The sequence below is a fragment of the Acidovorax sp. FG60 genome (assembly GCF_057808995.1).
Map to the genome: position 1 here is coordinate 214879 of NZ_JBMDJC010000002.1, position 25797 is coordinate 240675.

Consider the following 25797-nt stretch of genomic DNA (forward strand, 5'->3'; position numbering starts at 1 on the left):
CTATCATCCCAGGGCTGAAGGGGCAAGCGTTTGCCCCGCCACCAGGGATGCCGCCATGACCTTGCCCAGCCTCACCCCGCCCACCTACGACGACGTGGCCGCCGCCGCGCACCGGCTCAAGGGCATGGCGCACCACACGCCGGTGCTGCGCTCCACCACCGCCGATGACCTGCTGGGTGCGCAACTGTTCTTCAAATGCGAGAACCTGCAGCGCACCGGCGCCTTCAAGTTCCGGGGCGCCTTCAACACCCTGGCCCAGTTCACCGATGAGCAGCGCGAGCGCGGCGTGCTGGCCTTTTCGGCCGGCAACCACGCGCAGGCCATCGCGCTGTCGGCCCGCATGCTGGACATGCCCGCCGTCATCGTCATGCCCGCAGACGCGCCCGCCTCCAAGATGGCGGCCACACGGGCCTATGGTGCCCAGGTCGTCACCTACGACCGCTACACCGAAGACCGCGAAGCCATCAGCCGCCACCTGGCGCTGGAGCGCGGCATGACGCTGGTACCGCCGTTCGACCACCCGCACGTCATTGCAGGCCAGGGCACCGCTGCCAAGGAACTGTTTGAAGAAGTGCCCGACCTGGACTACCTGTTCGTCTGCGTAGGCGGCGGCGGCCTGCTGGCCGGAAGCCTGCTGGCCGCGCAGGCCCTGGCGCCCCAGTGCCGCGTGGTGGGCGTCGAGCCCGAAACCGGCAACGACGCCCAGCAGTCGCTGCGCGCCGGGTACATCGTCCGCATCCCCACGCCCCACACCATCGCCGACGGCGCGCAAACCCAGGCGCTGGGCGAGCTCACCTTCCCCATCATCCGCGACCATGCCGAAGACATCATCAGCGTGAGCGACGAACAGCTCATGCAATCCCTGCGCTTCTATGCCGAGCGTATGAAGATCGTGGTGGAGCCCACCGGCGCCCTGGCCTATGCGGGTGCGCAGGCCTTCTCTGGCGCTGACAACGGAGGCAAGCTGCTGCACGGTGAGCGCGTGGGCGTTCTCATCAGCGGCGGCAACGTTGACCTGGCGCGCTATGCGCGGTTTCTGGCGGACTAGCCCGCGCCCCCCTGAGTCGCCTGCGGCGCCTTCCCCTCAAGGGGACGCCGCCAGTGGCCTGGCGAAGCCAGTTCCACGGCGTCCACTGGCCTGGGCCGCGCCAGTTTTTACGGGCGCTGGCGCAAGTACCGTCAAAATACCGCCACCCCTTTCATTTCTACCTGTAGACCATAGGCCTCGCCATGAGCACTGCCAGCACCAACAACAACGTCACCGTCATCACCCACCCCCTCGTCCAGCACAAGCTCACGCTCATGCGCCGAAAGGACGCCAGCACCAACAGCTTTCGTCGCTTGCTGGGGGAGCTAAGCACGCTGATGGCGTATGAAGTCACGCGCGACATGCCGCTGCAGGACATCGAGATTGAAACCCCGCTGGAGACCATGACCGGCAAGGTCATCGACGGCAAGAAGCTGGTGCTGGTCTCCATCCTGCGCGCGGGCAACGGGTTCCTGGATGGCATGCTCAACGTGGTGCCCGGCGCCCGCGTGGGCCACATCGGCCTGTACCGCGACCCGGCCACGCTGCAGCCCGTGGAGTACTACTTCAAGATGCCGTCCGAAATGGACGAGCGCGACATCATCGTGGTGGACCCCATGCTGGCGACCGGCAACTCGGCCTCCGCCTGCGTAGACCGCCTGAAAAAGCTCAACCCCCGCTCCATCAAGTTCGTCTGCCTGCTGGCCGCGCCCGAAGGCATCGCCACCATGCAAAAGGCCCACCCGGACGTTCCGATCTTTACCGCCGCCATCGACCGCGAGCTGAGCGACCACGGCTACATCCTGCCAGGCCTGGGCGATGCGGGCGACCGGATTTTTGGCACCAAATAGGCCACGCACCCGCAAAAAAGCCCCGCAAATGCGGGGCTTTTTTGATACTGCGGGTACCGCAGTTCAGCAGATGGCTCCAGGGAGTTGCTGCATGCACTGGTGCGAGGTTGTGTTCGAACGGCCGGGCGCGGGTGCGTTTGCCTTTGCCGTAACCGAGCCAGCCGCTAGGCCTTTCACCACGGCATCCCCGGTCTGAAGCGATCGGTCGAACACCAGCGACTCGCCAAATACCAGCTCCACCCAGGTCGGGTAGGTGTAGGCTGTACCACGGTTATGGTCCACCACTGCGCCGATGACGCCGCCAAGGACGATATTCCCCGCCATCCCGCCATTGGGGCGGGATATCAAGCGTGCGTTGGCTGGCTGCTCTCCATTCTTCGTGCAGACGATCGTCATATCGCCCGCTGAACGGCGCAGTGCCTGCGTGCCACCAGACTTGAAGCTTGTCGATCCATAGTCATTAGTTGCCACACAGTCGGCGCCAGCTACCACCGCGCCACTCTTTTGCCTTGTATCCACGCGGACGCCGTGGGTGGTGTCGTTCGTTACCGAAGCACACCCGACCAACGTCATTGCGGTTGCCACTGCCATCAATGCTTTCACAAGAATCCCTCCCAAGTCATTTTGTAGTCACACACAAGCGCTTCGGGCGAGTTCAGGGGAACCTCGCAAGGCCCCGTCTTCAGCGCCGCCCCCGGCATCCATCCAACGAATTCAAGGGACACCTGAAAACTCCCCGCGCCGTCTCGTACCAGCCAGCCGGTCCAGACGCCCTCATTCGAGCGCAGGATGGTAGTGCGAGAAATACGCTCGACAGCGATGGGCTTGCGAACTTCGGGGGCTACCGAAACACAATGTTTTAACGCTTGCATCTTGCAATCAAGATACCGCCATGCCCTTTGTGTGCATACTTATTGCTTGGACCCGAGCGCACATCCCCTTTTGTTGCATTTCACAAGGACCCCAACCATGACCACTCGCCGCATCTTCACTGGCAGCCTGCTCTGCACCTCCATGGCCCTGTCCACAGCCCTGACGCTCGCACCATCACTGGCCACAGCGCAGTCCAAGCTCAAGGTCGCGGCGATCTACACGGTGCCCTTCGAGCAGCAATGGGTCAGCCGCATCCACAAGGCCCTGAAAGCCGCCGAAGCACGTGGCGAGATCGAATACAAAGCCAGCGAGAACGTCAGCAACGCCGACTACGAGCGGGTGATGCGCGAATACGCGACCGGCGGCAACCAGCTCATCCTAGGCGAAGCCTTTGCGGTGGAAGCCGCCGCCCGCAAGGTGGCCAAGGATTTCCCCAAAACGTCCTTTCTGCTCGGTTCCTCCGGCAAGCCGCAGGCGCCCAACTTCAGCGTGTTCGACAACTACATCCAGGAACCCGCGTACCTCAGCGGCATGGTCGCGGGCGGCATGACCAAGACGAACAAGATAGGCATGGTGGGCGGCTTCCCCATCCCCGAGGTCAACCGCCTGATGCACGCCTTCATGGCGGGCGCCAAAGAGACCAATCCCAAGGTCGAGTTCACCATCACCTTCATCAACAGCTGGTTTGACCCGCCGAAGGCCAAGGAAGCCACCTTTGCAATGATCGACAAAGGCGCCGACGTGCTCTACGCCGAGCGCTTTGGCGTGAGTGACGCGGCCAAGGAAAAGGGCAAGCTCGCCATCGGCAACGTGATCGACACCCAGCCGCAGTACCCCGACACGGTAGTGGCATCGGCCATCTGGCACATGGAGCCCAGCATCGACCGTGCGCTCAAGCTGGTCAAGGAAGGCAAGTTCACCGCCGAAGACTACGGCCCGTACTCGATGATGAAGCACAAGGGCTCTGAACTCGCGCCGCTGGGCACGTTTGAGAAGAAGGTGCCCGCCGACATCGTGGCCAAAGTCAAGGCGAAAGAGGCCGACATCCTGGCGGGTAAGTTCACCGTAAAGGTAGACGACAGCCAGCCGAAATCGACGGCCAAGTAAGCACTGAATGTGGCGGGCACCCACCCTGCCCGCCCCTGTTCCAGTCTGTGCACAGGCCACCCCAGCAAAGCGGTGGCCTGTTTGTTTTTCGCGTTGACTGCGCGCACCGCTGTTTTTCTTTGACGAGGCACCACACCCATGCAATCCCTCCCCGCCGCCAAGCCCTCCCTGATCTCCCGGTGCACACGCCTGCTGGGCGCCCTCACCCTCGCCGCCGTGGTGGCAGGCTGTGCCGCCACCGCGCCCGGCAAGACGGTGGTGCGGCTGGACGACACGCCCCGCATCGCCGTCATCTCTGCCTTCGCCCCCGAACTGACCGTGCTGCTGCCCCAGGTGCAGCAGGCCGCCAAACACAGCATCAACGGCGTGGAGTTCACCACCGGCACGCTGGAGGGCAAGCCTGTAGTGGTCTTCCTCTCCGGCATCAGCATGACCAACGCGGCCATGAACACGCAGTTAGTGCTGGACCGCTTCAATGTGAGCCATGTGGTCTTCAGCGGCATTGCGGGCGGCGTCAACCCCAGCCTGCACATTGGTGACGTCACGGTGCCCGCGCAGTGGGGCCAGTACATGGAATGGCTGATGGCGCGTGAAGACAAACCCGGCCAGTACAGCGCCCCCGCCTGGATGAAAAGCGAGCTGACGATGCCCGCCTTCGGCATGATGCACCCGCGCCCGGTCGAAGTGCGCTCGGCAGCCCAGCCCAAGCTCTCCAAAAAGTTCTGGTTTGAAGCTGACCCGAAGATGCTGGCCACCGCCCGCAGCCTGCAGAACGTGGGCCTGGAACACTGCCTGGCCGCCACCTGCCTGAAGCAGCGCCCACAACTGGTGGTGGGCGGCAACGGCGTATCGGGCCAGGCCTTTGTGGACAACAAGGCCTTCCGCGAATACGCGTTCAAGACCTTCGAGGCCAACGTGCTCGACATGGAAACCGCCGCCACCGCCATGGTGGCGCACAGCAACGGCGTGCCCTACATCGCGTTCCGCTCGCTGAGCGATCTGGCGGGAGGTGGCGAGGGTGAGAACGAAATGGGCACCTTCATGGGCCTGGCGGCGGCGAATTCGGCAAAGGTGCTGCGCGCGTTTCTGGCAGCGTGGAAGTGAGCGCGATGAACATACAACGGCCTTCGCGATGCGCCGGTAGCCCCTCCCCCCTCGCGGGGGAGGGGTTGGGGAGAGGGGGAAGCTGGAAACCGGCGCCGCGCTGGGTACGTAAGCCTCGCCCCCTCTCCCCCACCCTCTCCCGCGAGGGGAGAGGGAGCGAAAGCCAACGGCAGCTAGCGCGCGGCATGGTGGAGGACTGACATGCCCCCTGTCCTGCGCCTCACCCACATCACCAAGCGCTTCGGCAAGCTCGTCGCCAACGACAGCATCAGCCTGACCCTCGCACGTGGCGAGGTACTGGCCCTGCTGGGCGAAAACGGCGCGGGCAAGTCCACGCTGATGTCCATCCTCTTCGGGCATTACGTGGCCGACGAAGGCAGCATCGAAGTCTTCGGCCAGCCCCTGCCGCCCGGCCAACCGCGCGCGGCGCTGGCGGCGGGCATTGGCATGGTGCACCAGCACTTCACGCTGGCCGACAACCTCACGGTGCTGGACAACGTGCTGCTGGGTAGCGAGCCGCTGTGGCAGCCCTTCTCGCGCCGCAGCGAAGCGCGGGCCAAGCTGCTGGCCGTTTCGCAGCAGTTTGGCCTGCCAGTGAGCCCCGATGCGAAGGTCGGCGGTCTCTCGGTAGGCGAGCGCCAGCGGGTCGAAATTTTGAAAGCGCTCTACCGGGGCGCCCGCATCCTGATCCTGGACGAACCCACCGCCGTGCTCACCCCGCAGGAGAGCGAGGCGCTGTTCGACACCCTGGCGCAGATGGTGGCGCAGGGCCTGTCCATCATCTTCATCAGCCACAAGCTGGGCGAGGTGCTGCGTGTATCGCACCGCGTGGCCGTGCTGCGCCAGGGCAAGCTGGTGGCCGAGGCGCCTGCACAGGGCACTACCCAGGGGCAGCTCGCGCAATGGATGGTGGGCCATGCCATCGAAGCCGCCAAGCGCCGCCCCGCAAAGAATGTGGGCGAGCCCATCTGCGTCCTGACCCACGTGAGCACAGCCCCCACCGGGCGCGACCGGTTAAACGATGTGTCCCTGGCCCTGTGCGCAGGCGAGATCGTGGCGATTGCAGGCGTGAGCGGCAATGGCCAGGTGGCGCTGGCCGATGTGTTGTGCGGCGTGCGCAACACCACATCAGGCCAAGTCATGCTGCGTGGCGCACCGCTGCCAGCCCGGCCCGCGTGGCTGGTCGGCCAAGGCGTGGCCCGCATCCCCGAAGACCGGCACGCCGTGGGCGTGGTGGGCGATTTGCCGGTGTGGGAGAACGCGGTTTCCGAACGCCTGCGCAGCCACTGGTTTGCGCACCCGTGGTTCCGCGCCTTCTGGATCAAGCGCGGCGCTGCACGACAGCATGCCGAGCGGGTGGCCAAGACTTTTGACGTACGCGGCGGCGGGCCGGATGCGCCTGCGCGGTCGCTGTCGGGCGGCAACATGCAAAAGCTCATCCTGGGCCGGGCGCTGATGCCGCCACAGAATGGCGCGGGCAACACCGCGCCCGCCCCCCAGCTCATCGTGGCCCACCAGCCCACCTGGGGGCTGGACATTGGCGCGGTGATGTTTGTGCAGCAGCAGCTCATCAACGCTCGCGACAGTGGTGCTGCGGTATTGCTGATCTCCGACGACCTGGACGAAGTGCTGGCGCTGGGTGACCGCGTGGCAGTGATGCACGACGGGCACTTGAGCGAGGCCCGGCCCGCAGAAGACTGGACGCGCGAAGCCATCGGCCTTGCCATGGCCGGTGCGACCCACTGAGCGACAACAAGAAAAATCCATGAGACTCGAAAAACGCAACCAAACCTCCCCCGCCGCCTATGTGCTGGCACCGGTGGGCGCCGTGGTGTTCACATTGATCGTCAGCGCCCTGCTGGTGCTGTGGGCCGGTGCGCCGGTGGGCCAGACTTATGCATTGCTGCTGCAAGGCGCGTTCGGCTCAGTGTTCGCACTGACCGAAACCCTCACCCGCGCCACGCCGCTGATCCTGACGGGGCTGGCGGCCGCAGTGGCCTTCCGCGCCCGGCTGTTCAACATTGGGGCTGAAGGCCAGCTCTATGCAGGCGCGCTGGCCGCCGTGGCCGTGGGCGGCATGCACGGCGGAACGGGCTTGGAGTGGTCGCCCTACCTGCTCTTCCCACTCATGATGCTGGCGGCTGCGCTGGCCGGGGCCGCGCTGCTGCTGGGCCCGGCGCTGATGAAGGCGCAGCTGGGGGTGGACGAGGTGGTCACCACGCTGCTGCTCAACTTCATCATGCTGTTGCTGGTGTCGGCCCTGCTCGATGGCCCGATGAAAGACCCGCTTTCCATGGGCTGGCCGCAGAGTGTGGCGCTGCAGGGCGAGCTGGAACTTTCCAAGCTGGTGCCGCAGACGCGGCTGCACACGGGGCTGCTGTGGGCCATCTCTCTGGCAGTGATGCTGTGGGCGCTGCTGGCGCGCACGGTGCCGGGGTTTGACATTCGCGCCGCCGGGGCCAATGCGCGAGCGGCCGCGTTTGCGGGCGTGCCCATCACCCGCACTGTCGTTCTGGTCGCCCTGCTCTCTGGCGGGCTGGCGGGGCTGGCGGGTGCCATCGAGGTGGCGGGCCGCACTGGGTATGTGACGCTCGACATGTCGCCCGGCTACGGCTACAGCGGCATCGTGATCGCCATGCTGGCGGGGCTGCACCCGCTGGGCGTGATTGCGGCGGGCACCTTTGTGGCGGGCGTGCTGGTGGGTGCCGACAGCATGAGCCGTGCGGTGGGCGTGCCGACCTACATTGCGGATGTGATCGTGGCAACCTCGCTGATCGCGGTGCTGGTCGCCGGGCTTCTCACGCAATACCGTGTGCGGCGGAAATGAGGGCACCATGAACAAGCACGCGCACCAGAATTTCATGCCAAATTGGCCTCTAGCGCTTATCCATCGAGCGCTAGCAGCTATCAAAATCAAAGTAACCAGCACTGAGGCGAGCACATGACAGAACTGCTCGACATCCTCGCCAACCCCGCGTTCTGGATCGCCACCCTGCGCGTGGCCACGCCGCTCATCCTGGGCACGCTGGGGGTGCTGCTGTGCGAACGCGCGGGTGTGCTCAACCTGGGCATTGAAGGGATCATGGTGGCCGGGGCCTTTACCGGCTGGCTCACGGTGTATGCAGGCCATGGATTGTGGACCGGGGTGCTGGTGGCGGCGCTCACCGGCGCTGTCTTCGGGCTATTGCACGCCTGGCTGACCGTGGGGCTGGCGCTGTCGCAGCATGTGTCGGGGCTCGGCATCACGCTGCTGGCCACGGCGCTCAGTTACTACGGCTATCGCGTGAGCTTCCCCAAAGTGAACACACCACCCACCATCGAGCCGTTTGCGCCGATGGAGTGGCTGGGCATTCCCATCCTGTCTGCGCAGACGCCGCTCACGCTGCTGGCCCTACTGCTGGTGCCGCTGCTGGCCTGGGTGCTGCTGCGCACACCGCTGGGATTGGCCGTGCGCATGGTGGGCGAGAACCCGCAGGCGGCCGAAGGCCAGGGCATCTCGGTGGCGGCCACACGCACGGGCGCCATCGTGGCGGGCTCGGCGTTGATGGGCGTGGCGGGGTCGTTCCTCACGCTGTCGGCGTTCAACGCGTTCTTCTTCAACATGATCAACGGCCGGGGCTGGATCTGCGTGGCGCTGGTGGTGTTTGCGTCGTGGCGGCCCGGCAAGGCGTTGCTGGGTGCGCTGCTGTTTGCGTTTTTTGATGCACTGCAGTTGCGGCTGCAGCAGGCGGGGGATGCATGGCTGCCGTACCAGGTCTATCTGATGCTGCCCTACCTGCTGTCGATCCTGGCGCTGGTGCTGGTGGCGCGCAAGGCGGCGTATCCGCAGGCGCTGATGAAGCCGTATCGCAAGGGAGAGCGATGAAGCTTGTTCCACATACTTTTGTCCGTTGGCTGGCCCCGGCTGTGCTGGCCTGCGCGGGCCAGGCCCACGCACTGGGGATGGAGATGCCGTATGAGTCCTTTGCCACTGCACCCGATGTGGACTGGATCAAGGTCTGTGGCCAGTGGCCCGCGCCCGAGCAGCCCGGAGAAAGCCGCGGCATGTATCGCATCGTGCACGCCACACGCTACGCGCAGTCGTTCTTGTACCTGCAGTGGATCGTTCGCGACGGCACCGACAGTGCCACAGAGGTCCACTCCGAGAGCTTTGCGCAGATCAACAACGACCACGCCTCCCTCACGCTGAGCCAAATGAACTGCCAGGCCACGCGCCGAGGCATTCGTTTCACGGCCCGGGCGGAGTCGGGCCATGGAGACCGTGCTTTCCGCATCACCATCGATGCAGGGCACAAGCCAGGCGATGTGCGTTTTCGCACCAACCAAAGGCGTTGAGCCCCCTGCCAACCATGCCCGCCACGCCGCTTCATCCCATCGCACCACCTGCGCTGCCACCCACGGTACTGGCGCGTTGGCAGTTCGACACGATTGACGCCAACCCCACCACGGTGTTGCCCGATGGCTGCAGCGACCTCATCCTGCATACCAATGCGCGCGGCCAGTCTGCCTGGCATATCTCTGCATTGGCCGATGCCGCAATGGTCGTGCCGGGGCGTGCGGGCGAACAATGGCTGGGCTTTCGCCTTGTACCGGGCACCCGCATTGACACACCAGCCTTGTTGAGGTCTGCACAAGCTATCTGGCAGCAGGCCCAGCACCGCGCAGGGCGGCCCTCCTTCAGCTTGGCCGGTGGTGGCACAACGGCGCCGGAAGCCTTGTTGCTGGAAGCCATCGACCAGCACACCCGCGCGGACCCGCGTGCGCAAGAAGCGCTCCGCTCGCTGGCGCATTGCCGCACCGTGGGCGCGGCGGCGCACAGCCTGGGAGTCTCAGAGCGCAGCCTGGAGCGCCTGACCCAACGTACCACCGGCCAAACGCCCCGCTTCTGGCGCGCCCTGGCCCGCGTGCGCAGAGCAGCACAGGCCTTGGGCACTGTGCAGCCGCTGGCCGAAATTGCGGCGGATCACGGCTTTGCCGACCAGGCGCACTTCAGCCGCGATTGCCTGCGCTGGCTAGGGCAAACACCTGCGGCGTTGCGCGGCACACCGCAATTGCTGGCCACGGTGGCGCAGGCGGGCTATGGCTGATTTTTGGGTGAACCCAGCGCCGATGACGGAGCGACGCTGTCCAAGCCGAAGTGATCCCTGCAGTTCAAGCGGCCGGGGGCGCCACAGGCGTGCACAGCTCCACCAGCGCCCCGTTGATATCCGCCACATAGGCCACGGTCTGGCCCCAGGGCATCTGCTCCGGCGCCTGCACCAGGCGCGCACCGGCATCCACCGCGCGCTGCACAGCGGCGGCCACGTCGGCCGTGGTGAACGCGATCTCGAAACTGGGCGCATCGGCCGACGTGCGCTGCGGGTTCTTGCCCAGCTCGGCCATCAGCCGCAGCGACGAGAAGGCCAGTGCGGTGGCTCCGGTGTCCAACTCTCCAAAGTCGCCTGCCTCGTGCACAAAGCGGCGAGCAAAGCCGAAGGCAGCTTCGTAAAAAGCGATGGTTTTTGGAACGTCTTCGACGTAGAGAATCGTGTAGCCAAATTGCATGAGAGCTGCCTTTGTAAGAATGGATGCGCTAAAACGTTGATGCGCAAAGCGAGACCCAGAGCTTAGGCACAGAGCCCGCTCACGTCTTGAAAAAACCCGACACTACGACCTGAACCGCCCACGCCATGCTCGACCTGCTCATCACCCACGCCACCTTGCCCGACGGCCGCCAGAACATGTCGATTGCCGTGCAGGGCGGCCGCATCACCGAAGTCACCGAAGGCCTGCAAGCCCCCGCGCACGAAACGGTGGATGCTGCGGGCATGCTGGTCAGCCCGCCGTTTGTGGATGCGCATTTCCACATGGATTCGACCCTGAGCTACGGCCAGCCGCGCGTGAACGAGAGTGGCACGCTGCTCGAAGGCATTGCACTGTGGGGCGAGCTCAAGCCGACGCTGACGCACGAGGCCATCGTAGAGCGCGCCCTGCGCTATTGCGACATGGCCGTGGCGCGCGGACTGCTGGCCATTCGCAGCCACGTGGACACGAGCCACCCCAGCCTGCTGCCCGTGCAGGCCCTGCTGGATGTGAAACAGCGCGTGGCGCCCTACCTGGATTTGCAGCTCGTGGCCTTCCCGCAAGACGGCGTGCTGCGCGCGCCGGGCGGGCTCGACAACCTGAAACGGGCTCTGGATATGGGCGTGGACGTGGTGGGCGGCATTCCTCACTTCGAACGCACGATGGCCCAGGGGGCCGAGAGCGTGAAGATCCTCTGCGAGCTGGCCGCCGAACGCGGCAAGCGCGTGGACATGCACTGCGACGAATCCGACGACCCGCACTCGCGCCATGTCGAAACCCTGGCTTTTGAAACCCAGCGCCTGGGCCTGCACGGCCGTGTGACGGGCTCGCATCTCACCTCCATGCACAGCATGGACAACTACTACGTGAGCAAGCTCATCCCCCTGATGGCCGAGGCCGATCTGGGCGTGGTGGCCAACCCTCTCATCAACATCACCTTGCAGGGCCGCCACGACACCTACCCCAAGCGCCGGGGCATGACCCGCGTGCCCGAGCTGATGGCTGCGGGTCTCACCGTCGCTTTCGGCCACGACTGCGTGCTCGACCCCTGGTACAGCGGCGGCAGCGCCGACATGCTGGAGGCCGCGCACATGGGCCTGCACGTGGGGCAGATGACCAGCCAGGCTGCGATGCGGCAGTGTTTTGATGCGGTGACGGTGAACCCCGCGCGCCTGCTGGGCCTGGAGGGCTATGGCATTGCGCCCGGCTGCCATGCCGACTTCGTGCTGCTGCACGCACGCACCCCCGTCGAGGCCATTGCGTTGCGGGCAACCCGCCTGGGCGTGTGGCGGCGGGGCCAGCGGCTCGCCAGCAGCCCGGCACCCGTGGCGCAACTGCACCTGCCGGGGCGGCCCTGCAGCGTGGATTTCACGTCCAATTAGCCCCTGGCGCTTATCCAACAAGCGCAACATGCTACAAATTCAATAGTATCCCAAGCATCTACGCCATGCGCGCAATCGTCTTGCGAAACCGCGCCAGCGCCAGGCTGAACAGCACCGCCCCAATGCCCAGCAGCCACACCAGCGACGGCCACACCACCGCCCAGCCCGCGCCCCGGTAGAGGATGGCCTGGGCCAGTTCGGTGAAGTGCGTGGTGGGCGCCAGCGCCATCACGTACTGCACCCACAAGGGCATGCTCTCGCGGGGCGTCATGCCGCCCGACAGCATCTCCAGCGGCATCATTACCAGCACCATCAGCAGCCCGAACTGCGGCATGCTGCGCGCCACCGTGGCCATGAAGATACCCATGGACGTGGTGGCAAACAGGTGCAGCGTGGCGCCCAGCAGAAACAGCGGCACCGAGCCCTCGACGGGCACGCCAATCGCCCAGCGGATCACCGCCGTGAGCGACACCCAGGTAGCGACCAGCACCACCAGCGCCATGGCCCAGACCTTGGCCAGCATGATCTCGCCCGGGGTGACAGGCATGACCAGCAGGTGCTCCACCGTGCCATGCTCGCGTTCGCGGATCAGCGCGGCGCCGGTGAGGATGATGGAGAGCATGGTCACGATGTTGATCAACTCCATCAGCGACCCAAACCACGCAGGGTTGAGCGCCGGGTTGAAGCGCGAGCGCACCGTCAGCTCGATGGGTTGCTCGGCCACGGGGCGGTCGCGCTGCACGAACTCCGCCACCTCCAGCTGCACAATCTGCTGCACCGCCCCATTGGCCGCAAACGCCTGCCCCATGCGCGTGGCGTCGATGTTGAGCTGCACCTGCGGCACCCGGCCCGCCAGCACGTCGCGCTGGAAATGGGCGGGAATATGCAGCACCAGGGTGAAGCGGCCAGCATCCAGCAACGGATCTACCTCGCGCATGCTGATCATGGCGGGGCGCGTGAACTGGGGCGCGTAGAACGCCGTGGCGATGCGCTGGGACAGCGCCGAATCGTCCTCGTCCACGATGGCAATGGGCACGTGGTACAGCGTCTCAGGCTGTGCCATGCCCGCCGAGTACACCGCCAGCGTGGTGGTGTAGACGATGAGGAACAGCATGGCCGGGTCGCGCCACAGGCTCCATAGTTCCTTGATGCCTAACCTGAAAACGTTCGACCAACGACCTCTCAGCGCCATGTCAGGTCTCCTGCTTACGTAGCAACAGGATGGCGGTGCCGACGATGACCGGCACCGCTACCAGCATGGGCCAGAACTCGGCCTGCAAATCCTGCAGGCCCAGCGCCTTGTTGAACACGCCCCGGCTGATGGTGAACATGTGGCTGGCCGGATAGGCCTCTCCGAACCAGCGCGCAAAGCCCGTCATGGACGACACGGGGTTGATGAGCCCCGCAAACTGCACGGCCGGAATGATCGTGCCCACCATGGCAAAGAACATCGCCGCAATCTGACTGCGCGTGACGGTGGAGGCCAGGAGGCCCATGCCCGTGGAGCACAGGCTGAACACCACGGCGGCCAATGTCAACGTGGCAAAACTTCCCGTCATCGGCACGCCAAACACCGTCACCGCTGCCAGGCACATCAGGCCAAAGTTGAACAGCGCCAGCAGCACATAGGGCAGCTGCTTGCCCAGCATGAATTCGGTGCGTGTGGTCGGCGTGACATACAGGTTGATGATGGAGCCCAGCTCCTTCTCGCGCACCACGGCCAGGGCCGTGAGCATGGCGGGCAGCATGAGCAACAGCAGCGGGATCACGGCAGGCACCATGGACGGCAGGCTGCGCACGTCGGGGTTGTAGCGGTAGCGCGGCTCCACCTCCAGCAGGCCCCGGGGCACCACGCCCGTGCGGCTGCGGCTTTGCTCCACCAGCCATTGCTGGTGCAGGCCCTGGGCGTAGCCGATGACGGTTTCGGCGCGCTGCGGCATGGCGCCGTCCACCCAGGCGCCGATCTGCACCGGCTGGCCGCGTGCCACGTCGCGGGCAAAGCCGGGCGGGATCTCCAGCGCCAGCGATATCTCGGCGGAGCGCATGCGCGCATCCAGCTCGGCATAGGTGGTGATCGGCGGCTGCTCGGTGAAGTAGCGCGAGCCCGCCAGGTTCAGCGTATAGGCTCGGCTCAGCGCGGTCTGGTCGCGGTCCAGCACGGCAAAGCGCAGGTTCTCCACATCCATGCTGATGCCGTAGCCCATCACGAACATCAGGATCAGCGAGCCGAGCAGCGCCATGGCGCCCCGCACCGGGTCGCGGCGCAGCTCCAGCGCTTCGCGCCACTGGGTGCTGTGGATGCGGGCCAGGCTTTGGCGCAGGCGGGTGGGCCAGGTGGGGGCGTTGGGTGCGTGCCCAGGTGATGGGGTGGGCGGTGCCGTAGCCGCAGCAGGTTCCTGGGCCGGCGCGGTGCCAGCAGCGTCTTCCAGGTAGCCAATGAAGGCCTCTTCCAAGGTGGCCGCACCCCGCTTGGCCACGATCTCCTGCGGCGCCGCGCTCTCCAGCACCCGCCCCGCGTGCATCAGCGAAATGCGGTCGCAGCGCTCGGCCTCGTTCAGGAAGTGGGTGGAGATGAAGATGGTGACCTTGTCGCGCCGCGCCAGCTCCACCATCAGGCGCCAGAAGTTGTCGCGCGCCATGGGGTCCACGCCCGAGGTGGGCTCGTCCAGAATCAGCAGCTCGGGCTGGTGCACCATGGCCACGGCCAGCGACAGGCGCTGGCGCATACCCAGCGGCAGTTTCATGGGCAACGAACTGCGCACGGCCTGCAGGTCAAAGCGCTCCAGCATGGCCGCCACGCGCGCGGGCACCTCGACCTCGGGCACGTGGAACAGCCGGGCATGCAGCACCAGGTTCTGCTCCACCGACAGCTCGCTGTACAGCGAAAACGCCTGCGACATGTAGCCCACCCGCCGCCGCGTGGCCATGTCCTTGGGGTCCACCGGCTGCCCAAACAGCCAGGCCTGGCCTTCGCTGGCGGGCAGCAGGCCGGTGAGCATCTTCATGGTGGTGGACTTGCCGCAGCCATTGCTGCCCAGAAAGCCAAAAATCTCGCCGCGCTGAATGCGAAAGCTCACATGGTCCACCGCCACAAAGTCGCCAAACCGCATGGTGAGGTCGCGCGCCTCGATGGCCACATTGGCGGCGTCATCCGCCTGCGACCGGTCCAGCGGCGGAATCTGCACCGCCTGGTGGCCCCGGCGCTTGGCCTCGGGCAGCAGGGCCACAAAGGCCTGCTCCAGCGCATCATGCCCGGTGCGGGCCATCAGCTCGGCAGGCGTACCGGTGGCCAGAATGCGCCCTTCGTCCATGGCCACCAGCCATTCAAAGCGCTGGGCTTCTTCCATGTAAGCCGTGGCCACGATCACACTCATGCCGGGCCGCGCGGCGCGGATGCGGCCGATCAGGTCCCAGAACTGGGCGCGCGCCAGCGGGTCCACGCCGGTGGTGGGCTCGTCCAGGATGAGCAAATCCGGGTCGTGGATGAGTGCGCAGCACAGGGCCAGCTTTTGTTTCATGCCGCCCGAGAGCTTGCCCGCTGGCCGCGCCAGAAACGGATACAGCCCCGTGCTGCGCGTGAGTTCATCAATGCGGCGGCGCCGCTCGGCCGCGTCGTGCCCGAACAGGCGGCCAAAAAACTGCAGGTTCTCCTCCACCGACAGCGTGGGGTACAGGTTCTTGCCCAGGCCCTGCGGCATGTAGGCGATGCGGGGGCACACCCGGCTGCGGTGGCGGCTTTGGGCCATGTCGCCGCCCAGCACCTCCACGGTGCCCTGCTGCACCGCCCGTGCGCCCGCCACCAGTGCCAGCAGGCTGGATTTGCCCACGCCGTCCGGCCCGATCAGGCCCACCATGCGGCCTGATGTGATCTCCAGGTCAATACCGTCCAGCGCCACCGTGCGCCCGTAGCGCTGGCCCACGCCACGCAGGCGGGCCACCAGTGCCACGCTGTCAGAGGGGTTCACTGACCGGCCTTGACGGCGAGTTCTGCAGGCCACTCCACCGCAGGGTCCACCCGCAGCCAGGCCACGCCGGGCAGGCCAGTCTTGACCTGGTCCTGGTGGCGCAGCAGCAGCGCCTTGTCGATCTGGGCCCGCACGCGGAACATGAGCTTCTGGCGCTCGCTGGCGGTCTCCACCGTCTTGGGGGTGAACTGCGCGGTGCTGGCGACAAACGAGACTTCTGCAGGAATCACAAAGCCCGGCGCAGCATCGAGCACGATGCGCACCTCGCTGCTCAGCGCCACGCGACCCGCCACGGTCTCTGGCAAGAAGAAGGTCATGTACACGTCGCTCAGGTCCACCAGCTGCAGCACCCGTGCGCCCGCGCCCACCACCTCGCCGGGCTGCACCACGCGAAACTGCACGCGGCCGTCGCGCGGGGCCTTGAGTTCACTGTCGGCCAGCTCCACATCGATCCGTGCGAGCGTGGCCTGAAGCGCGCGCACGTTGGCCTCGGCACTGGTCACCTGCGTCCGGGACGCGCCAATACCCGCCTGTGCGGCCTTGGCCTGTGCTTTGGCAGCGGTCACAGCGGCCTGCTGGCTGCGCACCTTGGCGCGGTCATCGTCGAGCAACTGGCTGGAGAAAAAGCCTTCGCGCGCCAGCTGCTCAGAGCGCGGCAGGCGGCGGCGGGCAGTGTCGAGGTCGCTCTCGCGCTGGGCCACCACGGCCAGCGCAGCCTGGTAGTCGCTTTCGCGCTGGGCCACCTGCACCTGGGCGCTGCTGATGGCCAGCTGCGCCTGCTGCAGCCGGGCCACGGCCTCTTCGCGCTGGGCCTGCAGGCCGTCGATCTGCATGCGGGCCAGGGGCTGTCCCGCTTTCACAAAGTCGCCCTCGGCCACCAGCACCTCCAGCACCCGGCCCGCCAGCTTAGTGGCCACGGCGATCTCAGTGGCCTCAATGCGGCCGTTGCCGCTCACAAAACCGGGGCCTGGCCCCTGGGCCTGCCAGGGCGCCCAGCGCAGCAGCAGCCATCCCCCCAGCAGCACCACGGCCAGGGCCGCGGCGATCTTCCATTGCTTGCTCATGGTCCATCCTTGTGGGCACATGGGCCCATCGGGGGATGGTAGCTTTGCACTCCACGTTGCCCCAAGCTGCAGCACGCCCTCTCTTGACCTGCATCAATCGTCCCCCCAACATCCGGCCTGCACCGGCCGCGCGTGGCTCTCACAACCGAAACCCATGACCGCCTTTACCCGCCCGCCCCTTTCCGACACCCTGGCCTGGCTGCTGGGCCGTCCTGTCAGCGCCGAAGACGGGCTGACGGAAGATGAACTGGCTGCCGCAAGCCATCGCCTGGGGTGCCAGGTGCCCCCTGCCCTGCACGCTTACTATGCCGCCGTGGGCAGGCGTGCCGATTTGATGGCCAGTTTTCAGCGGTTTGCGCCGCTGCAGGATTTGGAGTGCCTGGGCGACAAGCTGCTGTTTCTGGAAGAAAACCAGGCCGTGTGCTGGTGGGCCACCGATGCGCAGCAGCGGGTATGGCAAACCACCGACCTGGATGCCCCCGACTGGCACGAGGAAGACCTGGGCCTGGATGCGTTTTTGCACACCATCGCCTACTACCAGATGGCCCAGGGTGGCTACCCGTTCTGCGGGATGCGCGCGTGCCATGGGTTCTCAACGCAGGGGGACCTGGCAGCGCTGCTGCACGCCATGCAGGCGCAGGCCGTGGTGGATGTAGCGGGGCTGCGCATCTTCACCGTGGGGCCGCAGGCGCTGGTGTGGTACCTGCATGCCGAGGGGGAGCTTGCAGAGCCGGGCTTGTTCCTGAGCGCCCTGGACGCCGATCGCTTTGAGGCGCTGTGCGCCCAGTGGGACTTTGACGATCTGGGCTGATCTGACAATCAGAAAATGTTAAGAAAAATGGCTCCAGCGCTTATTGAACAAGCGCTAATAGCTATATTATTTATAGCAAACAATCTCAGTCAGGGTTGAATTCCGCGGCCCACACCGCACGCGTTGCACCAGCCCTCCACTCAGCCCCGCACATCAAAAGCCGACAGGTGATTGGCCAGGTGCATGGCGTGCGCCTGCTCGTACTGCGCGCGGCTCAACGCTCCGTAGGCAAAGTGCGGCTGCAGCGGCCCGGCATGGGCGGCAAAGTCCTGCACGGCCTTGCGCAGCCGGGCCAGGGCCGCTGACGCGTCGGGCGTGGACGCATCCAGCGCGGGCGCGCCGGGAATGGGTTCTGCCAGGTTGTGGCTCATGCGGCCGCGCAGGGCAAACACGTTGAAAGCCGCCGCGCCCAGCGTGTTCTGGAACAGCGCCGACTTGGGGGCCGGAAAACCCTGCAGCGAGAACTCGATGCTCTGTGCGCAGTGCTCCAGCGTCTGCGACCAGTTCCAGGCCGTGGCGGGTGCCAGCGGCTGGACCGCCGCGCCTGCAAGGCGTTCTACCTCTTGCATGGCGCCCGCCAGGGTGCCAAAGACGAGTTGCCGATCGTTTCCGGGCCGGTAAAGCAGATAACCAGCACCAGAGACCGCCACCACACCCAGGGTGGCCAACCCCGTACCCGAACGGAGGAACGCCCTGCGCGGTGCAGCGGGTGGTGTGGGCAACACATCGAACGGGGCGCCCGGATTGCTGCCGTGGGGATTGCTTGCCATGGGATGGTGATCAGGTTGTTGTGGGCCGAAAGGGTGCCCACCATTTTGCCGCCAGCAAATGCTGCAGCGGCGCAGCGAAGGTCGGGCAGCCGACACAGGCGGTGCGTACGGCGGCTCAAGCAGCAGTCGCTGCTGGCGCCACCGGAGTGCCCACGATTTTTTCAGACACTTCCACGCGGTTGCGGCCGCGCTCCTTGGCCAGGTACATGGCCTCGTCGGCGCGCTGCAGCGCAGCGCCCGCCGCGTCGCCGTGGGCACACAGGGTGACGCCCACACTCACGGTCAGCGGGATGGACTGCGGGCCCGTGGCCACTGGCTGGGCTTCGACCAGCGCGCGCAGGCGTTCAGCCACGGCCAGGGCACCAGCGGCGCTCGCGTTGGGCAGGAAGATGGCGAACTCTTCGCCCCCCAGGCGCCCCATCACGTCTTCCTTGCGCAAGCAACGGTGGGCCAGCATCACAAAATGGCGCAGCACATCGTCACCCGCCCGGTGACCCCAGGTGTCGTTGATGTTCTTGAAGTGGTCCAGGTCCATCACCAGCACGGGCACAGCCGTCCCGGTGCGCTGGGCGGCGCTGATGGCCTTGTCCAGCAGCGTGAGAAACGCGCGGCGGTTGAACACGTTGGTCAGCGGGTCCATCTCGGCCAGGTGCCGCAGCTCGCTGGTGATGAACTCGTTGGCCAGCATCAGTGCACCAAACCCCAGCAACACCACGGCCACAATGGCCTCCAGCAGAACAAACTGCGATACCAGCGCCACCAGTCCGGCGTCTGGCAAGCCGCCGGGCGCAACGGGAGCAAGCTTGAACAGTGCCGGACGCAGCAACAAAAACAGGCCATGCAGACCCGCCACCAACGCAAACAGGTAGCGCGCGGGCACGCGGCGCACGCCACCATCGGCCATCGTGCGCGCCGTGAGCAAAAAGCAGATGCCCGCACCCAGCCCCACAAAAACAAACCGCATGCCCAGATGGGGCTGCACCACGGTGAAATACACCGACGCGACCATCAGGGCCCCGATACCCACGACCGCATACCAATGAGAAAACGGGCGTCGCCCCATGTACATGCGGCTGGCCATCAGGCACAGGTAGGCTGCCAGCGACACCGAACCTTGCGAGATCACCACCGCAACCACCTCGGGAAACCAGTCCCGCACCAGCAGACTCACGCTGAACACCGACCCCAGCAGGAACGACACCATCCACAGGCGCAGGCCTGGGATGTTCCGGTTGAACGACCACACGGCATACAACACCGTGGTGACGAGCGCAGTCAGTAGCGCTGCAATGATGAGGAGTGTGGGGCTGTGCACTTTAAGGGCGGGCTGGCGGGCGGCTGGAATGTTAACCGGACCGCCGCCGGGCACCGTGTCGCGCGGCACCTTTCCTTGACCTGTGTAAAGGTGCCGCCTGGTGCAAATGGGATAAATAGGGTGGATGACGGCGCCAAGCCCGCAGCGTGCCGTTCGCGGCTAGGAGGCTGCGCGGAAGAAGGCATCGAAGCGAGACCTGCGAAAACCGAGGATCGCGTGGTGCTACCGACAAGCCCAGGGTGGGCCCCTGGGCGCAGGAGGTGGTACCGCGCGAGACCGGTTTATCGCGCATTGCAGCCGATGTTCCTTCTGCCGCGCAGCCTCCTAGCCCACCACATTGCATTCCCGGCGCAGCAGGGCCAGGGCATCGTGCATCTGGTAGTCCATGTCGCTGAGCAAGGTTTTTTCTGCGTCCTGCACAAAGCTGGTCCACAGCGCGATGTAGTCCTGCTGGTGCACACCGGGCGCGTGGGTGCGGATGAACTCGGTGGCCAACGCGGGCTGCAGGCCGGATTTGCGCAGTTTGCGCACCAGGCTGGCGGCGGTCTTTTCGGTCAGCAGGGTTTTCTTGGGCACACCCGCAGCCAGGCACAGGAACAGCGTGAGCAGCGAATGTTCGTCATCGTTGCCCTGGGTGGTTTTTGCCCAGGTCTTGCTGGCGGGCAGCGGGGGTTCCTCGCCCTCCTCCAGCGCATCCAGGCTGCGGTGGAAGTTGTCCACCTCGGCCAGCGGGTCGTCCAGCAGAAAGTAGCGCGCGCGGAAAGCGCCGGTGGGGCGCAGCAGCGTACGCACCAGTGTGGCGGAATCCAGCAGCCTGGGCAGGTCGGCCAGCACACTGGCGCAGTGCGCTAACACCACCTCGCGCAGTTCAGCAGGCAAACCAGGGGGCAGGCGCAGCTGTGAAGGCGGCGCCAGCTTCTTCTTGCGCTGTGCCATCAGCATTTTTTCGAACGCGACGGTGTTCGGCCATTCGCCCAGGTCCATGGACCTGGGCGCCAGGGCCAGCATGAGCAGGCCGGTGCGGATGACGGCTTCAGCATCGGCACCCGCAGCTTCGAGCTCGTCCGGGTCCAGGTCGAACTGCTCGGCCAGCCACTGGGCGGCATGGATGGCCTGCGCAATCTGCGTGCGGCGCGCCAGCTCGGCCCGGTAGTCAGCATGGCTACGCAGTGACCACACGGCCAGTAGCGGGGTCTCGGCATCGGCATAGCCCGCCATGCCAAAGTTGCTGCTCTCGGGCATGCCAATCAGGCGCTTGAGCATGTCTGAGCCGCCCTTGGAGCGCGACAGCAACGAATGGTCGCGCAGCGAGATGGCGGCCTGGTGCAGGTCGCCCTCAGTGGTATCGATCAGGTACAGGCTGATGAGGTTGACCATGCGGTCACGCGCCTTCTCCAGCTCGGGCCGCAAAAACTCGCTGCCAAAGTAGCGGGCAATCTGCACCATGCCCTTGGGCGCATCGGCATTGATGGCGGCCAACTTGTCGGCACCAATCACGCCATGCTGGACGCCATAGGCCAGCGCCTTTTCAAAGAAAGGACGGGCGTCGTGGAGCTGCAGCGTGTTGGCCCCCGCAGCCTGGGTAGAGGACTGTTCGTCGATGGTCATTTAGTGGGCCATTCCCGCAGCCGTTGAAACTGGCGCTGCGAAGGCCAGTGCCCCCGCGCAAGGGCCGCCCCGCCGCGCTGGGGGCGTCCCCCTCCCGCGTTGCGCAGCAATGCGAGAGAGGGGTGAAGGCGCGAAGCGACTCAGGGGGTGCTTCATCTCAAATCGCCGATTCCTCATCCGACGTACGTGCGGCGGGCGTGGCCTTGCCGCGATCCGTCTCGCTGGTCTCGAACTTGCCGTCGTCTTCCTCGGCGGGCGATTCGTCGCCCTCTTCCAGGCCCAGGTCAAAGGCACGTGCCTTGGCGCGCAGCACCAGCAAGGTTTCGATGAACAGGTCGCGGCACTCGTAGCGCAGCAGCCAGGCCATCTGCATCCAGTCGCGGTCGGCCACCTCGTCCAGATCGATGCGCGGCTGCACGTAGCCCGAGGCGAGCAGCTCGTCGTCGGTCAGCGTGGGGCCATAGTCTTCCACCGCGTCAAACGTGCCGGTGCGGGCAAAGGCTTCGATGCGGCTCCACTTTTCGGCAAAGTAGTTGGCCAAGGCCTCGGCGCCACCGTCCAGGTCGCCAATGGCAGTAAGAAACTCCACCGGGTCGGCATCGTCGCGGAAGATGACCGCGTTGACCATGCTGCGCAGGTGCGTGTGGGTGAGGTCCTTGTACTGCTTTTCAAGCACCATGGCGCGCGCGAACTGCTCGGGCGTCACAAGCATGTTGACCACAGAGGCCTTGGACTCGTCGTACTCGCGCATCACGGCCAGAATGTCCTTGGGGGCCAGCTGGTCCAGCACCACCATCAAGGCGTTGTCGCCCTCAGCATCCGCCAGCTCCGACAAGGCCGATTCGGCGCCCACGATGTCGCCAGCCGCGATCAGGCTAGTGGTCTTGGTGATAAGGGCGAGGTGTTGGTTGTTGCTGCTCATGGTCGTCACTCCTTGCGGTCAAACCCCGCGTCGGCCAGCCAGTTGGAGCTGGCCTCTTCGCGGCTGCGGCTGTTTTGTGGGTCCGCAGCGTCATCGGCGCTCAGTGCGTTGTAGTCGTCATCATGCTCTGCGGCGTCTTCACCGTCATCGGCGTCGCTGTCACCCTCGGCCGACGAGGCCGCATGGTGCGCCAGGCGGGCGTGCTGCTGCAGGTATTCCAGCCCTGCAGCCACAGCCATGAAGCGGGCGCCCTGCGGTTCGCGCAGCACGGTTTGCGCCAGGCTGCTGGCCCAGGGCTCCAGCGCGATGGCAGGCGAGAGGCTGTGCCAGTCGGGCAGTTCGTCAACCGGCAGGCTCAGCAGGTGTTCCACCACAGCCGGCTTGGTGAAGCGAAAACCCTGGTGGAACACCACGGCCACCATTTCGGGGGCCAACTCCATCATCTGGACCAGAAAGGCAATCTCGTTGCGCTTTTCGGCCAGCCGCTTGCGCAGCACATCCTTGCCTTCGGAGTCGGAAACCAGGTCGTCCAGCTCGGCCTGGTAGGCAGAGCGCAGGTCATAAAAATAAGGGGAAAGTTTCACGGAGTGGTCGTTGTCAAAATGCGCGTGGAATAGGCTTGCCAGATCTCTTGGGCGGTGTGCAGCGGGTCGTCCAGCAGGTTGCGGCGGCGGTTGTCGTCGTAGGCCTGGCGGGCGGTGTCGTCCGACAGCACTTCATAGGCTTTTTGCACAGCCTGAAAGCGCTGGGCAGCGTCGGGGGCGTCGTTGCGGTCCGGGTGGTAGAACGACGCCTTCTGGCGAAAGGCTTTCTTGATGTCGGCCAGCGATGCGTTGGCCGCAAGCCCGAGGGCGGCGTAGTGGTCTGCGGTCATGGATGATTCAATGGAGCGGGGGCGGGATGAAACTGGCACCGGCCACCAGGCCAGCGGGCCACCACCATCAGCCGCCCAGGCTCACAAACACGTTCTGCACGTCGTCGTTGGAATCGATGGCGGCCAGGAAGTTCTCCACCTCTTCGAGCTGTTCGGCGGTCAGGTTGGCGGGGTTTACCGGGTTCTTGGGCTTGTAGCCCAGCTTGACCGACAGCACATTGAAGCCGTGGGCGGGCAGCGCACGGCTCACCAGATCGAGGTCGGTGGGGTCGGTCCAGAAGGTGGTGGTGCCTTCTTCGTCGCCTGCTTCAAAATCCTGTGCACCGGCTTCGATGGCGGCCAATTCGGGGTCGGCGTCGGGGTTGGCGGGCTCGGCCTCGATCATGCCGACATGGTTGAAGTCCCAGGCCACCGAGCCCGAGGTGCCCAGCTGGCCCTTGCGGAACAGCACGCGCATTTCGGGCGCGGTGCGGTTGACGTTGTCGGTCAGGCATTCGACCATCACGGCGACCTGGTGGGGCGCAAAGCCTTCGTAGATCACGCGCTCGTAGTTCACGGCATCAGCACCGGTGCCCGAGCCCTTTTTGATGGCACGCTCCAGCGTGTCCTTGGGCATCGAGGCCTTGCGGGCCTGCTCTACCACCAGGCGCAGGCGCGCATTGCTGGCCGGGTCGGCACCGCCGCGCGCGGCCACGGTGATTTCCTTGACCAGCTTGCCAAACAGCTTGCCCTTGGCGTCGGCCACCTGTGCCTTGCCTTTTGCTTTCCACTGCGCGCCCATGGTGATGTCTTTCTTGGAGTTGTGGCGCGCCAGGGCGCCTGTCGATGTGATGGAGGCCCATTCGAGCACCAAAAGCCCGAAATAAGCCCCTGTGCAGGTTGGAACCGAACCCTATAGGGTACCACCGAGCCACCCGTTGCCTTGCCGCCACGCCCAAGCCAGCGCCCAGCCTGGGGGCAGGTAACCTCACCACCATGCAGGCCCTTCGCTTCCCCGTCATTCAGGACCACTGATGCTCAACACCTTGTGGCTGGGCTTTTTTCTGACCGCTGCCGTGGCCGCACTGGCCCAGTGGCTGGTGGGCGGCAATGCCGAGATCTTTTCGTCGATGGTGCAGGCCCTGTTCCAGATGGCCAAGCTGTCGGTCGAGGTGATGGTGCTGCTGTTTGGCACGCTCACGCTGTGGCTGGGTTTCTTGCGCATTGCCGAAAAGGCGGGCATTGTGGACGCCCTGGCGCGCTGGCTGGCACCACTGTTTGCCAAGCTCATGCCCGAGGTGCCGCGCGGCCACCCCTCGCTGGGGCTGATCACGATGAACTTTGCCGCCAACGCCCTGGGGCTGGACAACGCGGCCACCCCCATGGGTCTGAAGGCGATGAAAGCCCTGCAGGAGCTGAACCCCGAGCCCGACACCGCCACCAACGCGCAGATCCTGTTCCTGGTGCTCAATGCCTCTTCGCTCACGCTGCTGCCGGTGACGGTCTTCATGTACCGCATGCAGCAGGGGGCGCCCGACCCGACGCTGGTTTTTTTGCCCATTCTGCTGGCCACATCAGCGTCCACGCTAGTGGGCCTGCTCAGCGTGGCAGTGGTGCAGCGCCTGCCGCTGTGGAGCCCCGTGGTGCTGGCCTATCTGCTGCCCGTAGCGCTGGTTCTGAGCGGCTTCATGGCGCTGCTGACCACCTTGAGCGCCTCCGCGCTGGCCCAGTTGTCGTCCTTGCTGGGCAACCTCACGCTGTTTGCGCTGATCGTCCTGTTCGTGGGCATCGGCGCGTGGCGCAAGGTGCCCGTGTACGAAGCCTTCATCGAGGGCGCGCGCGAAGGTTTTGACGTGGCCAAGGGCCTGCTGCCCTATCTGGTGGCGATGCTGTGTGCCGTGGGGATATTCCGTGCATCGGGGGCGCTGGGCTATGTGCTCGATGGCATCCGCTGGTGCGTGCAGGTGCTGGGTGCAGACACCCGGTTTGTGGACGCTCTGCCCACTGCGCTGGTCAAGCCGTTTTCAGGCAGCGCTGCGCGCGCCATGCTGATCGAGACCATGCAGACGCAAGGGGTAGACAGCTTTGCGGCGCTGGCTGCAGCCACCATTCAGGGCAGTACCGAGACCACCTTTTATGTACTGGCCGTGTACTTTGGGGCGGTGGGCATTCAGCGTGCGCGGCACGCGGTGGGCTGCGCGCTGTTGGCCGAACTGGCGGGGGTGGTGGCGGCCGTTGTGGTGTGCTATCGGTTTTTTGGTTAAAGTTATTGAAGAAAAATGGCCCTATCGCTTATCTATCAATCGCTAGTAGCTATAAATTGAATAGCAACTTGCTCCTACCCAATTCCTTCTCACTGGGGCCATTCCGACCCTCCCACCGGGGGTTGCCCCTGAGCGCACCACGGACCCCAAAGACTTCGGGGTGGCTTGCACGGACCATCCAAAGCCAATTGGTGGTTTCCACCATGCGGGCGACTGAGGCGGTACCTATGCTCTGCCTCATGGGCGCGCAAGCGGCGCCACGGCAGCGATCGAGCACGTCGTCCCTTGCTCCAGGGCTCCCGGAAAACGCCCTTCACCA

24 protein-coding genes are annotated in these 25797 nt (G+C 65.5%); 12 read left to right on the plus strand and 12 right to left on the minus strand.

The genetic code is table 11. The features are described from left to right. The first annotated feature begins 55 nt into the window (after positions 1 to 55). Together ACODS0_RS03795 and upp are read left to right on the plus strand one after the other, a co-directional pair. Entirely contained in the window at positions 56 to 1048 is a 993-nt protein-coding gene (locus tag ACODS0_RS03795) for a threo-3-hydroxy-L-aspartate ammonia-lyase (protein ID WP_488832928.1), read from the plus strand. A 182-nt stretch (positions 1049 to 1230) separates the two neighbouring features. Continuing rightward, positions 1231 to 1878, plus strand: coding sequence for a uracil phosphoribosyltransferase (gene upp, locus ACODS0_RS03800; protein ID WP_121420316.1), 648 nt, complete (start codon positions 1231 to 1233; stop codon positions 1876 to 1878). A gap of 63 nt (positions 1879 to 1941) precedes the next feature. Here upp and ACODS0_RS03805 read toward each other — a convergent pair whose 3' ends face one another. After that, a complete protein-coding gene (locus tag ACODS0_RS03805; protein ID WP_199731217.1) occupies positions 1942 to 2481 on the minus strand; it encodes a hypothetical protein in 540 nt (179 codons plus the stop codon). 366 nt (positions 2482 to 2847) lie between these two features. On the opposite strand from ACODS0_RS03805, the gene ACODS0_RS03810 reads away from it, so the two are divergent. The 7 genes from ACODS0_RS03810 to ACODS0_RS03840 all read left to right on the plus strand — a co-directional run bounded on the left by ACODS0_RS03810 (position 2848) and on the right by ACODS0_RS03840 (position 10049). Continuing rightward, entirely contained in the window at positions 2848 to 3858 is a 1011-nt protein-coding gene (locus tag ACODS0_RS03810) for a BMP family protein (RefSeq protein WP_121420318.1), read from the plus strand. A gap of 138 nt (positions 3859 to 3996) precedes the next feature. Further along, entirely contained in the window at positions 3997 to 4962 is a 966-nt protein-coding gene (locus ACODS0_RS03815; protein WP_121506208.1) for a 5'-methylthioadenosine/S-adenosylhomocysteine nucleosidase, read from the plus strand. Between the two features lie 201 nt (positions 4963 to 5163). Further along, complete coding sequence (locus tag ACODS0_RS03820; protein ID WP_488832930.1) at positions 5164 to 6708, plus strand: ABC transporter ATP-binding protein; 1545 nt, start codon at positions 5164 to 5166, stop codon at positions 6706 to 6708. A gap of 19 nt (positions 6709 to 6727) precedes the next feature. Beyond that, positions 6728 to 7789, plus strand: a complete 1062-nt coding sequence (locus tag ACODS0_RS03825) for an ABC transporter permease (RefSeq protein WP_488832932.1) — start codon at positions 6728 to 6730, stop codon at positions 7787 to 7789. 114 nt (positions 7790 to 7903) lie between these two features. After that, the gene (locus tag ACODS0_RS03830) at positions 7904 to 8827 is read left to right on the plus strand and encodes an ABC transporter permease (RefSeq protein ID WP_055396734.1); all 924 of its coding nucleotides are present in this window, start codon (positions 7904 to 7906) and stop codon (positions 8825 to 8827) included. Beyond that, the gene (locus ACODS0_RS03835) at positions 8824 to 9297 is read left to right on the plus strand and encodes a hypothetical protein (RefSeq protein WP_488832933.1); all 474 of its coding nucleotides are present in this window, start codon (positions 8824 to 8826) and stop codon (positions 9295 to 9297) included. The genes ACODS0_RS03830 and ACODS0_RS03835 overlap by 4 nt, the downstream gene beginning before the upstream one ends. 14 nt (positions 9298 to 9311) lie before the next feature. Next, a complete protein-coding gene (locus ACODS0_RS03840) occupies positions 9312 to 10049 on the plus strand; it encodes a helix-turn-helix domain-containing protein (RefSeq protein ID WP_488832935.1) in 738 nt (245 codons plus the stop codon). Positions 10050 to 10113: 64 nt separating this feature from the next. Here the strand turns inward: ACODS0_RS03840 and ACODS0_RS03845 are convergent, their stop codons facing one another. Next, positions 10114 to 10506, minus strand: coding sequence for a VOC family protein (locus tag ACODS0_RS03845; protein ID WP_488832937.1), 393 nt, complete (start codon positions 10504 to 10506; stop codon positions 10114 to 10116). Positions 10507 to 10631: 125 nt separating this feature from the next. On the opposite strand from ACODS0_RS03845, the gene ACODS0_RS03850 reads away from it, so the two are divergent. Beyond that, complete coding sequence (locus tag ACODS0_RS03850) at positions 10632 to 11906, plus strand: amidohydrolase family protein (protein WP_228895741.1); 1275 nt, start codon at positions 10632 to 10634, stop codon at positions 11904 to 11906. Between the two features lie 58 nt (positions 11907 to 11964). Here ACODS0_RS03850 and ACODS0_RS03855 read toward each other — a convergent pair whose 3' ends face one another. The 3 genes from ACODS0_RS03855 to ACODS0_RS03865 are packed head-to-tail and all read right to left on the minus strand — an operon-like array spanning position 11965 to position 16935. Next, the gene (locus ACODS0_RS03855; protein WP_488832940.1) at positions 11965 to 13098 is read right to left on the minus strand and encodes an ABC transporter permease; all 1134 of its coding nucleotides are present in this window, start codon (positions 13096 to 13098) and stop codon (positions 11965 to 11967) included. A gap of 1 nt (position 13099) precedes the next feature. Then, positions 13100 to 15871, minus strand: a complete 2772-nt coding sequence (gene rbbA, locus ACODS0_RS03860; protein ID WP_488832941.1) for a ribosome-associated ATPase/putative transporter RbbA — start codon at positions 15869 to 15871, stop codon at positions 13100 to 13102. Continuing rightward, a complete protein-coding gene (locus ACODS0_RS03865) occupies positions 15868 to 16935 on the minus strand; it encodes an HlyD family secretion protein (RefSeq protein WP_488832942.1) in 1068 nt (355 codons plus the stop codon). Before ACODS0_RS03865 ends, rbbA begins: the two co-directional genes overlap by 4 nt. A gap of 154 nt (positions 16936 to 17089) precedes the next feature. Here ACODS0_RS03865 and ACODS0_RS03870 point away from each other — a divergent pair, with 154 nt between their 5' ends. Next, entirely contained in the window at positions 17090 to 17746 is a 657-nt protein-coding gene (locus ACODS0_RS03870) for a hypothetical protein (protein WP_488832943.1), read from the plus strand. A gap of 140 nt (positions 17747 to 17886) precedes the next feature. Here the strand turns inward: ACODS0_RS03870 and ACODS0_RS03875 are convergent, their stop codons facing one another. From ACODS0_RS03875 to ACODS0_RS03905, 7 genes are all read right to left on the minus strand, one after another. Next, positions 17887 to 18516: a DUF1569 domain-containing protein gene (locus ACODS0_RS03875; RefSeq protein WP_176886136.1), complete on the minus strand. Its 630-nt coding sequence runs from the start codon at positions 18514 to 18516 to the stop codon at positions 17887 to 17889. 115 nt (positions 18517 to 18631) lie between these two features. Continuing rightward, complete coding sequence (locus tag ACODS0_RS03880) at positions 18632 to 19900, minus strand: GGDEF domain-containing protein (RefSeq protein WP_488832945.1); 1269 nt, start codon at positions 19898 to 19900, stop codon at positions 18632 to 18634. Between the two features lie 255 nt (positions 19901 to 20155). Continuing rightward, positions 20156 to 21439, minus strand: coding sequence for a hypothetical protein (locus ACODS0_RS03885; RefSeq protein ID WP_488832946.1), 1284 nt, complete (start codon positions 21437 to 21439; stop codon positions 20156 to 20158). Positions 21440 to 21596: 157 nt separating this feature from the next. Continuing rightward, positions 21597 to 22361, minus strand: coding sequence for a hypothetical protein (locus ACODS0_RS03890; protein ID WP_121420331.1), 765 nt, complete (start codon positions 22359 to 22361; stop codon positions 21597 to 21599). Positions 22362 to 22366: 5 nt separating this feature from the next. Next, the gene (locus ACODS0_RS03895) at positions 22367 to 22945 is read right to left on the minus strand and encodes a hypothetical protein (RefSeq protein WP_121420332.1); all 579 of its coding nucleotides are present in this window, start codon (positions 22943 to 22945) and stop codon (positions 22367 to 22369) included. Beyond that, positions 22942 to 23235 (minus strand): J domain-containing protein, encoded by a 294-nt coding sequence (locus ACODS0_RS03900; protein ID WP_055396708.1) that lies wholly within the window; start codon positions 23233 to 23235, stop codon positions 22942 to 22944. Before ACODS0_RS03900 ends, ACODS0_RS03895 begins: the two co-directional genes overlap by 4 nt. Positions 23236 to 23302: 67 nt before the next feature. Then, the gene (locus tag ACODS0_RS03905) at positions 23303 to 24016 is read right to left on the minus strand and encodes a YebC/PmpR family DNA-binding transcriptional regulator (RefSeq protein ID WP_055396756.1); all 714 of its coding nucleotides are present in this window, start codon (positions 24014 to 24016) and stop codon (positions 23303 to 23305) included. A 232-nt stretch (positions 24017 to 24248) separates the two neighbouring features. Between ACODS0_RS03905 and ACODS0_RS03910 the strand changes: the two genes are divergently transcribed. Then, the gene (locus ACODS0_RS03910) at positions 24249 to 25478 is read left to right on the plus strand and encodes a nucleoside recognition domain-containing protein (RefSeq protein ID WP_488832952.1); all 1230 of its coding nucleotides are present in this window, start codon (positions 24249 to 24251) and stop codon (positions 25476 to 25478) included. Positions 25479 to 25797 lie beyond the last annotated feature (319 nt).